This window comes from Amycolatopsis thermalba (assembly GCF_003385215.1).
Taxonomy (GTDB): Bacteria; Actinomycetota; Actinomycetes; order Mycobacteriales; family Pseudonocardiaceae; genus Amycolatopsis_E; species Amycolatopsis_E thermalba.
This window is the reverse complement of sequence record NZ_PQHW01000043.1, coordinates 1-13,060: the sequence shown is the minus strand read 5'-3', so window position 1 is coordinate 13,060 and position 13,060 is coordinate 1. Positions and strand designations below refer to the sequence as shown.

12 protein-coding genes are annotated in these 13,060 nt (G+C 72.8%); 5 read left to right on the top strand and 7 right to left on the bottom strand.

What is annotated here, in order from left to right; translation table 11 throughout:
* Positions 1-104: 104 nt before the first annotated feature.
* From D0D15_RS18440 to D0D15_RS18430, 3 genes are read right to left on the bottom strand one after another with little or no spacing between them, the layout of a single operon-like run.
* Positions 105-668, bottom strand: a complete 564-nt coding sequence (locus D0D15_RS18440) for a DUF3558 family protein (protein ID WP_094003025.1) — start codon at positions 666-668, stop codon at positions 105-107.
* Between the two features lie 54 nt (positions 669-722).
* Positions 723-2,012, bottom strand: coding sequence for a M20/M25/M40 family metallo-hydrolase (locus tag D0D15_RS18435; RefSeq protein WP_094003024.1), 1,290 nt, complete (start codon positions 2,010-2,012; stop codon positions 723-725).
* Positions 2,005-2,832: a M55 family metallopeptidase gene (locus D0D15_RS18430; protein WP_094003023.1), complete on the bottom strand. Its 828-nt coding sequence runs from the start codon at positions 2,830-2,832 to the stop codon at positions 2,005-2,007. Before D0D15_RS18430 ends, D0D15_RS18435 begins: the two co-directional genes overlap by 8 nt.
* Before the next feature lie 140 nt (positions 2,833-2,972).
* Between D0D15_RS18430 and D0D15_RS18425 the strand changes: the two genes are divergently transcribed.
* The 5 genes from D0D15_RS18425 (at position 2,973) to mptB (ending at position 9,907) form a co-directional block, all read left to right on the top strand.
* Positions 2,973-4,754, top strand: coding sequence for an ABC transporter substrate-binding protein (locus D0D15_RS18425; protein WP_094003022.1), 1,782 nt, complete (start codon positions 2,973-2,975; stop codon positions 4,752-4,754).
* A 2-nt stretch (positions 4,755-4,756) separates the two neighbouring features.
* Positions 4,757-5,773: an ABC transporter permease gene (locus D0D15_RS18420; protein WP_094003021.1), complete on the top strand. Its 1,017-nt coding sequence runs from the start codon at positions 4,757-4,759 to the stop codon at positions 5,771-5,773.
* Entirely contained in the window at positions 5,770-6,666 is an 897-nt protein-coding gene (locus D0D15_RS18415) for an ABC transporter permease (RefSeq protein WP_094003020.1), read from the top strand. The genes D0D15_RS18420 and D0D15_RS18415 overlap by 4 nt, the downstream gene beginning before the upstream one ends.
* Positions 6,663-8,279 (top strand): nickel ABC transporter ATP-binding protein NikE, encoded by a 1,617-nt coding sequence (gene nikE / locus D0D15_RS18410; RefSeq protein ID WP_115944607.1) that lies wholly within the window; start codon positions 6,663-6,665, stop codon positions 8,277-8,279. The genes D0D15_RS18415 and nikE overlap by 4 nt, the downstream gene beginning before the upstream one ends.
* A 74-nt stretch (positions 8,280-8,353) precedes the next feature.
* Positions 8,354-9,907 (top strand): polyprenol phosphomannose-dependent alpha 1,6 mannosyltransferase MptB, encoded by a 1,554-nt coding sequence (gene mptB / locus D0D15_RS18405; protein WP_094003139.1) that lies wholly within the window; start codon positions 8,354-8,356, stop codon positions 9,905-9,907.
* Between the two features lie 588 nt (positions 9,908-10,495).
* Here the strand turns inward: mptB and D0D15_RS18400 are convergent.
* From D0D15_RS18400 to D0D15_RS18385, 4 genes are all read right to left on the bottom strand, one after another.
* Entirely contained in the window at positions 10,496-10,858 is a 363-nt protein-coding gene (locus D0D15_RS18400; protein ID WP_143266126.1) for a hypothetical protein, read from the bottom strand.
* 16 nt (positions 10,859-10,874) lie between these two features.
* Entirely contained in the window at positions 10,875-11,303 is a 429-nt protein-coding gene (locus D0D15_RS18395) for a TIGR03668 family PPOX class F420-dependent oxidoreductase (protein ID WP_094003017.1), read from the bottom strand.
* Complete coding sequence (locus D0D15_RS18390) at positions 11,293-12,150, bottom strand: S66 peptidase family protein (protein WP_094003016.1); 858 nt, start codon at positions 12,148-12,150, stop codon at positions 11,293-11,295. Before D0D15_RS18390 ends, D0D15_RS18395 begins: the two co-directional genes overlap by 11 nt.
* The coding region (locus D0D15_RS18385; RefSeq protein WP_162830604.1) for an alpha/beta hydrolase family protein at positions 12,147-13,060 on the bottom strand (914 nt) is incomplete at its 5' end. The genes D0D15_RS18390 and D0D15_RS18385, both read right to left, overlap by 4 nt.

Sequence of the window (13,060 nt, the reverse complement as noted above, 5' to 3'; positions counted from 1 at the left end):
ACGCGCAGGTCGGGGGCGCGTCAAGCGGGCGCGCCAAACCTGACCCAAACCGGACAGGGTCGGGTGAATCCCCTACCGCGATCAGCGGACGAGGTTTATCCCGCTCACTCCAGGTGGGTCAGGGCGGCGGCGACCACCGACGCCGCGGCGGGACAGGCGCCCTCCTGCGGCGCCCCGGGCTCCGGGATGCCCGTGGCGCTGATCAGGTGATCGACACCGCCCACCGCGACGAAGACGAAACAGATGCGCTGGAACTCCGCCTGCACCGCCTGCCGCTGCCCGACCGGCACCTGGGAGGTGCGCCCGCCCTCGGTCATCGTCTGGGCGTAGGACAGCGGCACGTCCGGGTGCAGGCTGACGTTCTGGTCCCCGACCAGCCAGTGGCAGGCGGTCCCGTACTGGGTGGCTTCCTCCCGGCCCGGGCCGGTGATGCCGAGCGCGGCGAGGTCGCGCTCGTCGAGCGCGCGGCACGGCTGCCGCGCCAGCTCCGCCAGCGGGTACTTGCCCAGCTGCGCCGTCGTGGTGGTGGGTGCTGTCGTGGTGGTGGGCGCTGTGCTGGTGGCGGGCGGCACCAGCGGCGAGCCGGAGCCGCCGCCGGAACACCCGGCGGCGAGCAGGCCCACCGCGAGCACGAGTCCGGCACGGGTGTGGAGATCGAACCGCGGCATGCCGTCACGGTAGGGGTCCGCCGCCCCGGCCGGGAACGCCGCGGCAGGAAGCGGTCAGCAGTGCGTCAGGAAGTGCTGCAGGACCCGCTTGCCGAAGTGCAGCCCCTCCAGCGGCACCCGCTCGTCCACCCCGTGGGCCATCGCCCGGTACGGGAAGCCCTCGGGCAGCCACAGCGGCGCGAAGCCGTAGCAGGCGATGCCCAGCGGGCTGAACGCCTTGGCGTCGGTGCCGCCGCCCATGCAGTAAGGCACCACCACCGCCTCCGGGTCCTGCGACCGCAGCGCGTCGGCCATCGCGGTGAACCACGGGGAGTCCACCGGCGCCTGCACGGCCGGCTGGTGCGCCACGAACTCGCGCGTGATGTCCGGCCCGAGCAGCTCGTCGATCTCCTCCAGCAACTGCTTCTCGGTCCCCGGCAGCGTCCGCGTGTCGATCTGGGCCTGAGCCAGGCTCGGGATCACGTTCACCTTGTAGCCGGCGTCCAGCATCGTGGGCGTGGTGCTGTTGCGGATGGTCGGCTCCACCAGCCTCGCCGCCGGGCCCAGCCGCGCCATCGTGCCCTCCACATCGGACAGATCGACCTCGACGCCGAGCGCCTGCCCGGTGCGGACCAGGAACGCCTCCACCGTCGGGGTCAGCGTGACCGGCCACTCGTGCGCCGCGATCCGCTGCAGCGCGCCGACCAGCCGGACCACGGCGTTCTCCCGGTTGGGCCGGGAGGCGTGCCCGGCCCGGCCCCGCGCGGTCAGCCGCATGTGAGCGGTGCCGCGCTCGGCCGTGCCGACCGGGTAGAGCCGTTTGACCGAGCCGTCCGCCGCGGGCACGTGGTAGGTGTAGCCGCCGGACTCGCTGATCGCGGCCACGCACCCGTCGAACAGCTCGCGGTGCTCGGCCGCCAGCCAGTGCGCCCCGTACTCGCCGCGGTCCTCCTCGTCGGCGACGAACGCCAGCACCAGGTCCCGCCGCGGCCGCAGCCCGTCCGCGACCGCGGTCAGCACCATCGCGATGAAGTCCTTCATGTCCACCGCGCCCCGGCCCCACAGGAACCCGTCCCGGACCTCCCCGGCGAACGGCGGCACCGTCCAGTCCGCGGCGTCGGCAGGCACCACGTCCAGGTGCCCCTGCACGAGCAGCGCGGGCAGCGACGGGTCGGCGCCCGGGAGGCGGGCGACCACGTTCGTGCGCCGCGGCGCGGACTCCAGCACCACCGGTTCCAGCCCCGCACCGGCGAGCACACCCGCGACGAACTCCGCCGCGTCCCGCTCGCCCTCGGCATCGCCGTGGCCGCGGTTGGTGGTGTCGAACCGCAGCAGCTGCGCGCACAGACTTTCGACGTTAGCCATACTTCCCCTGCACCGCGCCCGCGGCGATCGCCGTGACCACCTTGAACGCCTTCATCGCGTCGGTCATCGTGGCCGCGTCGAAGCCGACCCGGCGCACGCCGGTCTGCTCGACGGTCGGCACCACCGCGGCGGCCTGCGCCAGGTGGCTCGCGTCGAACTCGACCTCGATGCGGTGCGCGGCGGCCGTGCCCGGTGTCCGCACCGCACGCTCCATGCTCGCCCGTGCGGCCGCGCTCAGCATCTCGGCGGTGCGCGACGGGGGAAGGCAGATCGCGGCGTAGCGGCTCACGCACTCCTTGACGGCGACCAGCTCGGCACCCGGCGCGTAGTCCGCCGCGTCCTCGCAGGTTTTGTCGTCGCCGGACACCAGCAGCACCGGCACCCCGTGCTCGGCGGCCAGCGCGGCGTTGAGGCGGCCCTCGCTGGCCGGGACGCCGTCCAGCCACACCCCGGTGATCTGGTTCTCCAGGTAGGTGTGCGACAGCACCCCGTCCGCCCCGGCCCCGGCGTGGTAGCCGAGGAACACCACCCCGTCCACCCCGGACTCGATGCCCTGCATCATCGACAGCGGTTTGTGCCGCCCGGTGAGCATGCGGGCCCGCTCGTCGAGGTCCTCCAGCAGCAGGTTCCGCTGCGACGAGTGCGCCTCGTTGACCAGCACGCCGGTCGCGCCGCCCGCGCACACGCCGCGGATCACCGCGTTCACGTCCCCGGTGAACAGCCGCCGGAACCGCTGCCACTGCTCGGTGCCCGGGACGACGTCGTCGGTCCAGGTGACGCCGGTGGCGCCCTCCATGTCCGCCGAGATCATGATCCGCATGGTCCAGACCTTACGTCACGGCTCGGCAACACCACCCGTGAGTCGTTGACTCGGCGTGCTTGGAAGTGGTTACTTTCCGGTTCCACAATCAGCCAGAGAGGTGGGGACCTGTGGGGATGCGTTTCCCGAGACGAACGCGCGTGGGTGCGGCGGTGGCCGCCGCGGCGCTGGTGACCGGCCCGTTCGTGCCGGCCGCCCACGCGCAGCAGCAGGGCGGCACGGTGCTGCGCGTGGCGCTGGTGCAGGAGATCGACCACCTGAACCCGTTCCTCGCCTCGTTCGCCTCCAGCACCATGGTCGGCCGCATGACCTGGGAGTTCCTCACGCTGCCTTCGGCCGAGGACAACACCCCCGCGCCGGGCCTGGCCGAGTCCTGGTCCACCTCGCCGGACAAGCTGACCTGGACCTACCGGATCCGCGACGGCGTCAAGTGGTCCGACGGCAAGCCGGTCACCGCGCGGGACGCGGCCTACACGTTCACCCGGATCATGACCGACGAGAACGCGCAGGAGGCCAACGGCACCTACGTCGAGAACTTCGAGTCGGTCACCGCCCCAGACGACCGCACGCTGGTCATCAGGACCAAGACCCCGCAGGCCAGCATGACCGCGCTGGACGTGCCGATCGTGCCCGAGCACATCTGGGCGAACCAGGCGAACATGACCGACCCGGCCACCGACTCGGTGCCCGTGGTCGGGGTCGGCGACGGCCCGTTCCTGATCACCGAGTACCGGCCGAACGAGCTGGTCCGGCTCAAGGCCAACCCGGACTACTGGCGCGGCCGCGCCAAGATCGACGAGCTGCAGTTCATCAGCTACAAGAACTCCGAGGCCGCGGTCAACGCGCTGCGCAACGACGAGGTCGACTTCGTCAACCGGCTCACCTCGACCCAGTTCGACACGCTGAAGAACGCCGAGGACATCACCACCAACCAGGCGACCGGCCGCCGCTACCGCGAGCTGATCATCAACCACGGCGCCCAGACCCTGTCCCGCCAGCCGATCGGCGACGGCAACCCCGTCCTCAAGGACGTGCGGGTGCGGCAGGCCATCGCCCGCGCCCTGGACCCGCAGACCCTGGTGGACAAGGTGCTCGGCGGCTACGGCCAGCCCGGCGGCGGCATCGTGCCCGCCTCCTTCCCGGCCTACCACTGGGAGCCCTCGCCGGGCGAGCGCTACACCTTCGACCCGGCGGCCGCCAACGCCCAGCTCGACCAGGCCGGCTACCCGCGCGGCGCCGACGGCACCCGCATCGGCCCGGACGGCAAGCCGATCGAGCTGCGGCTGCTCGGCCGCGCCAGCGAGGACTTCGCCCAGCGCGCCTCCGACTACGTGGTCAGCTGGCTCGGCGCCATCGGCATCAAGGCCACCAAGCAGCTGGTCTCCGACAACGAGGTCGACGAGCGCACCAACGACGGCAACTACGACCTGGCCTTCTCCGGCTGGGGCACCAGCCCCGACCCGGACTACATCCTGTCCAAGCAGACCTGCGCCGCCCTGCCCGCCGTGGCCGGCAGCAGCAGTAGCACCGCGTTCTTCTGCGACCCCGAGTTCGACCGCCTCTACGCCGCCGAAAGCACCGAGTTCGACCCGGCCAAGCGTGCCGACCTGGTCAAGCAGGCCCAGGCCCGCTACTACAACCAGGTGCCCAGCATCGTGCTGGACTACGACAACGTGCTCGAGGCCTACCGGTCGGACAACTTCGCGAGCTTCACCAAGCAGCCCGCCGGCACCGGCCAGATCATGGAGCAGAGCGGCTACTGGGGCTTCTACGGCGCGACCCCGGCCGAAGGTGGCTCGTCCGCCGCCGGTGGCCTGTCCGCCGGCGCCTGGATCGCCATCGGCGCCGGGGTGGTGATCGTGCTCGCCATCGCGGGCACCGCCGCCGGGCGGCGCCGCAAGTCCGCCGACGACCAGGAGTAGGCGTGACGAACGCGGTCTCCACCGCCGCGGCGGAGCTCGACGAGCCCCGCCGCGGCACGGGCACGGCCCGGTTCCTGCTCGGCAAGCTCGGCGGCGCGATCGGCAGCCTGCTCCTGGTGGTTGCCCTGGGCTTCCTGCTGTTCCGGATGATCCCCGGCGACCCGGTCACCACCCTGACCCGGGACCGGCCGACCAGCCCGGACCAGCTGGCGCAGCTGCGGGAGCGGCTCGGCGTGAACAAACCGCTGTACCAGCAGTTCCTGGACCACCTGGGCGGGCTGCTGCGCGGCGACCTGGGCACCTCCTACGGCTACAACCGGCCGGTGAGCGCGCTGATCGGGGAGCGGATCGGCCCGACCCTGCTGCTCGTCGGCACCGCCACCGTGCTGGCCGTCGCGCTCGGGCTGTGGCTGGGCGTGCGGGCGGCGTGGCGGCGCGGCAGCCTGTTCGACCGCACCCACACCGGCATCGCGCTGACCCTGTGGTCGATGCCCCAGTTCTGGCTGGGCCTGCTGCTGCTCATCGCCACGCAGGGCGTGTTCCCCAGCGGCGGCATGCGTTCCCCGGACACCCCGCCGGAGTTCTTTCCGCAGCTGCTCGACGTCGCCCACCACCTCGCGCTGCCGTGCGTCACGCTGCTCGCGGTGATCTACGCCCAGTACATGCTGGTGATGCGCTCGTCGCTGCTGGGCGAGATGAACGCCGAATACCTCACCACCGCCCGCGCCAAGGGCCTGCGCGAGGACCTGGTGCGCCGCCGCCACGCGGTGCCCAACGCGCTGCTGCCCACGGTGACGCTGGTGTTCCTGCAGTTCGGCCTGGTGGTGTCCGGCACCGTCACGGTCGAGACGGTGTTCTCCTGGCCCGGGCTGGGACTGCTCACCTACGAGGCGCTGCGGGTGCCGGACCTGCCGCTGCTGCAAGGAGTCTTCGTGGTCATGGCCGGCTCGGTCATCGTGATGAACCTGATCGCCGAGGTGCTCTACCGCGTGCTCGACCCCCGGGTGCGTGCCCAGTGACCGCCCCGGCCGCGATCGCCTGGCAGCGCCGCCGTGCCGCGGCCGCCGCCGTGTGGCGCGAGTTCGCCGCCGACCGCGGCGGCCTGGCCGGCCTCGGCGTGCTCGTGCTGGTGGTGCTGCTGGCCGTGCTGGCGCCGGTGATCACCGACCCGGCCGGGCTGGACGTGGTCAACGCCGCCGGAAAGCCCCTGCAGCCGCCCAGCGGCGAGTTCCCGCTCGGCACCGACATCGACGGCCGCTCGGTCCTGCTGCTCACCCTGTGGGGCGCGCGGGTGTCGCTGCTGGTCGGGTTCGCCGCGACGATCCTGTCGGTGCTGATCGGCACGATCGTCGGCATCGCCGCCGCCCACTTCGGCGGCTGGGTCTCCGGCCTGCTGATGCGGTTCACCGACTTCTTCCTGGTGCTGCCCTCGCTGGTGCTGGCGATCGCGCTGTCCACCGTGCTGCCGCACGGCGTGCCGACGATCATCGTCGCGGTCGGCGTCACCTCCTGGCCCACCACGGCCCGGCTGGTGCGCGCGCAGACCCTGACCATCGAGTCCCGCCCCTACATCGAGCGGGCCCGCGCCCTGGGCGGCGGGCACCTGCACGTCATCGGCAAGCACGTGCTGCCCGGGGTGCTGCCGCTGGTGCTGGCCAACACCACCCTCGTGGTGGGCAACTCGATCATCGCCGAGTCCACGCTGTCCTTCCTCGGCCTCGGCGACCCCACCGCGCCGTCGTGGGGCCAGATGCTGCAACGCGCCCTGTCCTCGGGCGCGGTCACCGGCGGAGCGTGGTGGTACCTGATCCCGCCCGGCCTGGCGATCGTGGTGATCGTGCTGTCGTTCACCCTCGCCGGCCGCGCGCTGGAGACGGTGCTCAACCCGCGGCTGAAGGGGGAACACGCGTGAGCCTGCTGGAGATCAAGGACCTGCGCGTCTCCTACCGCGACGTCGACGCGGTGCGCGGTGTGAACCTGACGCTCGCGCCGGGGGAGACCCTCGGCGTGGCCGGGGAGTCCGGTTCGGGCAAGTCCACGGTCGCGATGAGCGTGCTGCGGCTGCTGCCCAGATCCGCGCGCGTCACCGGCGAGATCCTGCTCGACGGCGAGGACGTCACCACCATGCGCTGGGGACACCTGCGCGCGGTGCGCTGGGCCAAGGCGTCGGTGGTGTTCCAGGGCGCCATGCACGCGCTCAACCCGGTCCGCACCATCGGAGACCAGATCGCCGAGCCGATCCGGCTGCACGACCCGTCCGCGGCCGACGTGGACGCGGTGGGCGCGGAACTGCTCGAATCGGTGGACCTGCCCCCGTCCCGCGCCGGGGCGTATCCACACGAGCTGTCCGGCGGGCAGAAGCAGCGCGTGATGATCGCGATGGCCCTGGCCTGCCGCCCGCGCCTGATCATCGCCGACGAGCCGACCACCGCGCTCGACGTGATCGTGCAGGCCCAGGTGCTCGACCTGCTGAGCCGCCTGGTCGCCGAGCACGGCCTCGGGCTGGTCATGATCAGCCACGACCTGTCCGTGCTCGCCGCGACCTGCTCGCGCATCGCCGTGATGTACCGCGGCGAGATCGTCGAAGAAGGCCCGTCGCAGGAGGTGATGCGCACGCCGGAGCACGAGCACACCCGCGCGCTGGCGGCCGCGTTCCCCACCGTCGGCGACCCGGCCGCCCGGTTCGCGCCCGCGACCACCGCGCCGCTGCCGCCGGAACCGGACACCCCGCCCCCGCCGGACGTGCTGCTGGCCGCGGAGAACCTGCGGGTCACCTTCCGCGACCGCCGCGGCGCCCGCATCGACGCCGTCGCCGGGGTGGACCTGCAGGTGCGGCGCAACGAGATCGTCGCGCTGGTCGGCCAGTCCGGCTCCGGCAAGACGACCCTGGCCCGCACGCTGCTGGGGTTGCAGAAGCCCACCTCGGGCCTGGTCCGCTACGACGGTTCGCCCGTGCCCGCCTCGGGCGCCGCGCTCAAGGCCTACCGGCGGCACGTCCAGCTCGTGCTGCAGGACCCGGCCAGTGCGCTGAACCCGCGCCACACCGTCTACGAGGCGGTCGCCGAGGGGCCGCGCATCCACCGCCTGCCCGGCGACGAGCGGCAGATCGTGACCGAGGCGCTGGAGGCCGCGGAACTGCGCCCGGCCGCGCACTTCCTGCACCGGCTGCCGCACGAGCTGTCCGGCGGGCAGCGGCAGCGCGTGGTGATCGCGGGCGCGCTCGCGCTGCGGCCCGGGGTGCTGGTCGCCGACGAGCCGGTCGCGTCGCTGGACGCCTCGGTGCGCGGCGAGATCCTCGGGCTGCTGCTGCGGCTGCGCCGCGAACTCGGCCTGGCCGGGCTGGTCATCACCCACGACCTCGGGCTGGCGTGGAACATCGCCGACCGCGTGGCCGTGATGTACCGGGGCGAGCTGGTCGAGGTCGGCACCGTGGAGGAGGTCCTGCTCGACCCGAAGCACGAGTACACGCGCTCCCTGCTCGCGGCGCTGCCCGGCGGCACGACACGCGAGTCCTTACCGTCCTGAATGCCCGCAAGTCAAGGAAATGACGTTCCCGGCGGGAACCCGCAGGGGAACGGTGTGTAATCTCCGTGGACGAAATGGCGACCACCACTGACCCCGCTCCCGGGGCGCCCGCGCGGGCGCACCCGGCCGCGCGCGTGCGCGTGCCCTCGCGGTTCCCGTACCGCACGATCGCGATGGGCACCCTCGGCAGTCTCCTGCTCCTCATCGGCGCGCTCGGGGCCGGCGGCATCCTGATCCGCGACCCCGTCCTCGGGCACGGCCCGCTGTCCTGGGTCCGCTACGGGCACGGGCAGATGCTCGCCAACGCGGTGCTCTACGGCGGGTTCGCGCTCGTGGTGTGGGCGTGGGTCCGGCTGGGCCGCTACATGCTCGCCGGGCGCATCGGCAGCAGGCCGATCCTCGTCGCCGCCGCGTGCTGGATGGCGCCGCTGCTGATCTCGCCGCCGCTGTTCACCCGCGACGTGTTCTCCTACCTCGGGCAGGGCGCCCAGCTGCTGCACGGGCTCGACCCGTACGCGCACGGCCCGGCCGAGCTCGAGGTGCTGCGCGACGTCGTGCAGAACGTGCACCCGGTCTGGCAGACCACCCCGGCGCCCTACGGCCCGCTGTTCCTGCTGATCGCCAAGGGTGTCGTGGCGCTGACCGGCGACAACGTGATCGCCGGGGTCATCGTGACCCGCCTGGTGCTGCTGATCGGGCTGGCGATGATGCTGTGGGCGCTGCCGCGGCTGGTGCGTCACCTCGGCGGCAAGCTGCCGATCACCGTGTGGCTCGCGGTCGCCAGCCCGATGACCGTCATCCACCTCGTCGGCGGCCCGCACAACGACCTGCTGATGCTCGGCTTCCTCACCATCGGCGTGCTCGCCGCGCTGGAACGGAAGCACGCGGTCGCGGTCGTGCTGGTCACCATCGGCATGCTGATCAAGCCGACCGCGGCGGTCGCGCTGCCGTTCCTGGTGTGGGTGTGGGCCAACCACCTGCCGCACCCCAGCCGGGTCCGCAACTTCTTCCAGGCCGGCGCGATCTCGGTCGGCCTGTTCGGGATCGTGTTCGTGGCCGGCACCTGGGTGTCGCTCGGCTCGTTCAACCTCGGCTGGGTCACCGGCCTGCAGGCGCCGACGCTGGTGACGAACTGGCTGAACTTCCCGACCGGGCTGGGGCAGCTGGCGCACACGCTGGTGAACGTGGTGATCACCGTGCCGGAGTCGCCGTTCGTGACGGTGGCGCGCGCGCTGGCGATGCTGACGCTGGCGGCGTTCATGGTGCAGCAGTGGTGGAAGGCCCGGAACGGCGGCAACGAGGCGATCTTCCGGATGGCGATGGCGCTGCTGGCCACCGCGATCCTCGCCCCGCCGACCCTGCCGTGGTACCTGACCTGGGGCTTCGTGATCGCCTCGGCGTTCCCGTGGCGGCGCAGGCACCTGGCGATCGTGGTCGCCGTGGCGTCGTTCCTGGTGCTGGCCTACTACCCGACGGGCGAGCAGGCCCTGTACGACTGGTGGTTCGTCGTGGTGGTCCTGGCGCTGTCGGTCTACGCGGCGGCGTCCCTGCTGCGCCCCGACCCGCTCGGCCTGGTCGGCGCGTGGCGCCGCCAGCCCGAGGTGCCGGACTTCGTCGCGAAGGGCTAGTGGCCGATCTGGCCGGTGAGCGACATCGTGCCGCCGCCGTCGGAGGCGGCGCTCGACGCCTTCGCCGGGAGGAGAGCCGCGCCGAGCGGCCCCCGGATCGCTGAGATTCTCACGATGCCGCCCATCGCGTCCCACCATCGAGCGGGTCAACCTCGCGGGGCACCACCCCGGGCCGTGTCGGACAAAGGTTATGTCCGGGTGATGGGCGTCGAAGGCGGGTGGGCGGTCGCCGCGGAATCCGTGGCGGTGCGGTGCTCGATCTGGTCCGCGGGGTCGGGAGTGACCGCGCGGATGCCCCAGCGGCGCAGGTGGTTGCGGATGGTGCGGGAGTAGGCCTATCGCCGCACACTCGGTCGGGCTGGGTGCGGGGTCAGCCGCCGCCCAGCCGATTGATCTTGGTGGCGGGCCACCACGGGAGCAGCCGGTGGCATGGTCAGCCGGCTCGATCCCGGATTTCGGGTAGTTCGAATCCAGCCCCGTGGTGGCGGGGATGGTGGTGGCGCGCATCCGGAAACGGCCGCCGGGCCTACCCGTCCGCGCCGGCGGAAAGTCCTCGATCAACGCTCACCGGTCATCCGACAGCACGCCCTAGTGCCCGAGTTCGCCGGTGAGCGACATCGTGCCGCCGCCGTCGGAGGCGGCGCTCGCGCTGCTCGTCAGCGGCTGCCCGTCGACCTCGATCGAGGCGGACAGGTCGTGCTCGCCCGCCGGCTGGATCAGCAGCTCCAGCTGCTGGGTCCCCTCGGCGGGCAGCGTGAAGGTCTTCGTCCACGGCGGGGTGATGCCGTCCTCCTGCACGGAGGTCTTCCCGTCGGCCTTGTACTTGATCCACGCGATCTGCCCGGTGCCGGTCACCTCGTAGACGATGGTGTGCGGCGTCTCCGGCTCGCTGGAGCAGGCCGCCGCCAGCACGAACACCGGCACCATCGCGGCCGCGCGCAAGGTTCTCATGCGCCGATCGTAGGGATCAGGTCACCGCGCCGGGGCCGGATTGGCCGGTTCCTGCCCAGCCGCTCCACCGCGTCACCCGGGTGATCACCACCGGGCCCTCCGGCGGCCGCTCCGCGTACTGCGGGTACTTCGCCACCAGCAGCGGCACCGGCCCGGGCTCCTCGACCGTCGCCGTGCCGTCGGCCCGCGCCCACCACAGCCGGGTCCAGTCCTCGTCGTACTCATCGGCGAGGAAGCTCACCGCGGGGTTGGCCGCGATGTTGGCCAGCCGCCGCAACGCGTGCGTCGACTTCGGCTTGTGGTCGACCGCGAACACGATCTCGTCCCCGGACACCGCGAACGTCACCGGCACCAGGTGCGGCAGCCCGTCCGCGGACACCGTCGCCAGCCGCGCCACCCGCGCCGCCGCGAAGCGCGCCCGCGCCTCCGCCGCATCAAGCCGCACCCGTCACCACCCGCAGCCCGGCCGTGTCCAGCACCGCCGAGACCCCGAGCGGCACGGTGAGCGACCCCTCGACGTGCCCGAACGGCACGCCCGCCAGCACCGGCACCCCCAGCGGCGCCAGCCGGTCCAGCATCAGCGCCCGCACATCCGCCGGATCACCACACCGCGTCCAGGTGCCCAGCACGACCCCGGCCACCCCGGCGAACCAGCCGGACCGCAGCAACTGGGTGAGCATCCGGTCCAGCCGGTACACCGGCTCGCTCACGTCCTCCAGCACCACGATCCCACCCGACGCGCTGCCCTGCTCCGGCGTGCCCACGCCGGCGGCGAGCAGGCTCAGGTTCCCGCCGGTCAACCGGCCCCGGGCGGTGCCCGGCACCAGCGCCTCGGTCCCGGGCAGCGTCACCGGTCCCGGCTCCAGCAACGCCCGCCGCAGGTACTCGCCACCCGCCTCGTCCCAGTAGTCGCCCGCGGGCATCGGCGAGAACAGCGTCGGCAGCCCCAGGTGCTCGTGGATCGCCGCGTGCAGGGCCGTCACGTCGCTGGATCCGGCGAACACCGTCGGCCCGGCGCCGCGCAGCGCGGGCCAGTCGAGCAGGTCCAGCATCCGCTGCGTGCCGTACCCGCCGCGCGCGGCGAGCACCACGTCCACTTCGGGGTCCAGCCACGCCTCGGTGAACAGCTTCGCCCGCGCCGCGTCGGTGTCGGCCAGGTACCGGAAGGGCCGGGACCCCGGCGTGACCAGGTTGTGCACGCGCAGTCCCCACGAGCCGAGCACCGCCAGCGCCCGCTCCAGCCGCTCCGGGGCGACCGGCCCCGCGGGCGCGACCAGGGCGACGGTCGTCACGAGCGCAGCTCCAGTTCCGGCATCCCGGGCGTGGGGAAGCCGAACACCTGCCCGTAGAAGGACAGCTCGGCCTCCAGCGCGGCGATCATCGTCTCCGCCTTGCGGAACCCGTGCTGCTCGCCCTCGAACGTCAGGTAGGCGTGCGGGATGCCGCTGCCGGCGAGCGCGGCCACGAACCGGTCGGCCTGCTCGGGCGGGCAGATCTGGTCCTCCAGCCCCTGCAGCAGCAGCACCGGCCCGGCCAGGCGGTCGGCGTGCCGCAGTGGGGACCGCTCGACGTAGCGTTCCCGGGTCTCCGGCAGCGGCCCGACCAGGCCGAGCACGTAGCGGGACTCGAAGTCGTGGGTCTCGCCGCCGTCGCCGGTCCACCCGGCCAGGTCGAGGATCGGGTACTTGATCGTCGCCGCCAGGTAGGTGGTCACGCTCGTCATCGACGCCGCCGTGGTGTAGCCGCCCGCGCTGCCGCCGCGCACCGCGAGCCGCGCCGGATCGGCGGTGCCCTCGGCCGCCAGTGCTTCGGCGACGGCGGCGCAGTCCCGCACGTCGACCACGCCCCACTGTTCGCGCAGCCGTTCCCGGTAGGCGCGGCCGTAGCCGACCGAGCCGCCGTAGTTGACCGCGACGATCCCGATGCCGCGGCTGGTGAAGTAGGCGAAGTCCAGGTCGAGGTCGCCGGACACGCGGCCGGTGGGCCCGCCGTGGACGTGTACCAGGTAGGGCGGGCGTTCGCCGCCGGGGCCGGTGAAGCCGGGGTTGGTGGGCGGGTAGACGTAGGCCGGGATCGGCACACCGTCCGGGCCCAGGAACGTCCGCTCCCGCGGCACCGGCAGGTACTCAGCCGGCGGCAGCGGGTGGGTGGGCGCGGTCAGCTCGGTCAACGCGCCGCTGTCCAGGTCCACGTGCACGACGG

Excerpts from the sequence above, each read along its gene's own strand:
- D0D15_RS18440 (WP_094003025.1), bottom strand. The coding sequence starts at position 668 with ATGCCGCGGTTCGATCTCCACACCCGTGCCGGACTCGTGCTCGCGGTG.
- D0D15_RS18435 (WP_094003024.1), bottom strand. The coding sequence starts at position 2,012 with ATGGCTAACGTCGAAAGTCTGTGCGCGCAGCTGCTGCGGTTCGACACC.
- D0D15_RS18430 (WP_094003023.1), bottom strand. The coding sequence starts at position 2,832 with ATGCGGATCATGATCTCGGCGGACATGGAGGGCGCCACCGGCGTCACC.
- mptB (WP_094003139.1), top strand. The coding sequence starts at position 8,354 with ATGGCGACCACCACTGACCCCGCTCCCGGGGCGCCCGCGCGGGCGCAC.
- D0D15_RS18400 (WP_143266126.1), bottom strand. The coding sequence starts at position 10,858 with ATGAGAACCTTGCGCGCGGCCGCGATGGTGCCGGTGTTCGTGCTGGCG.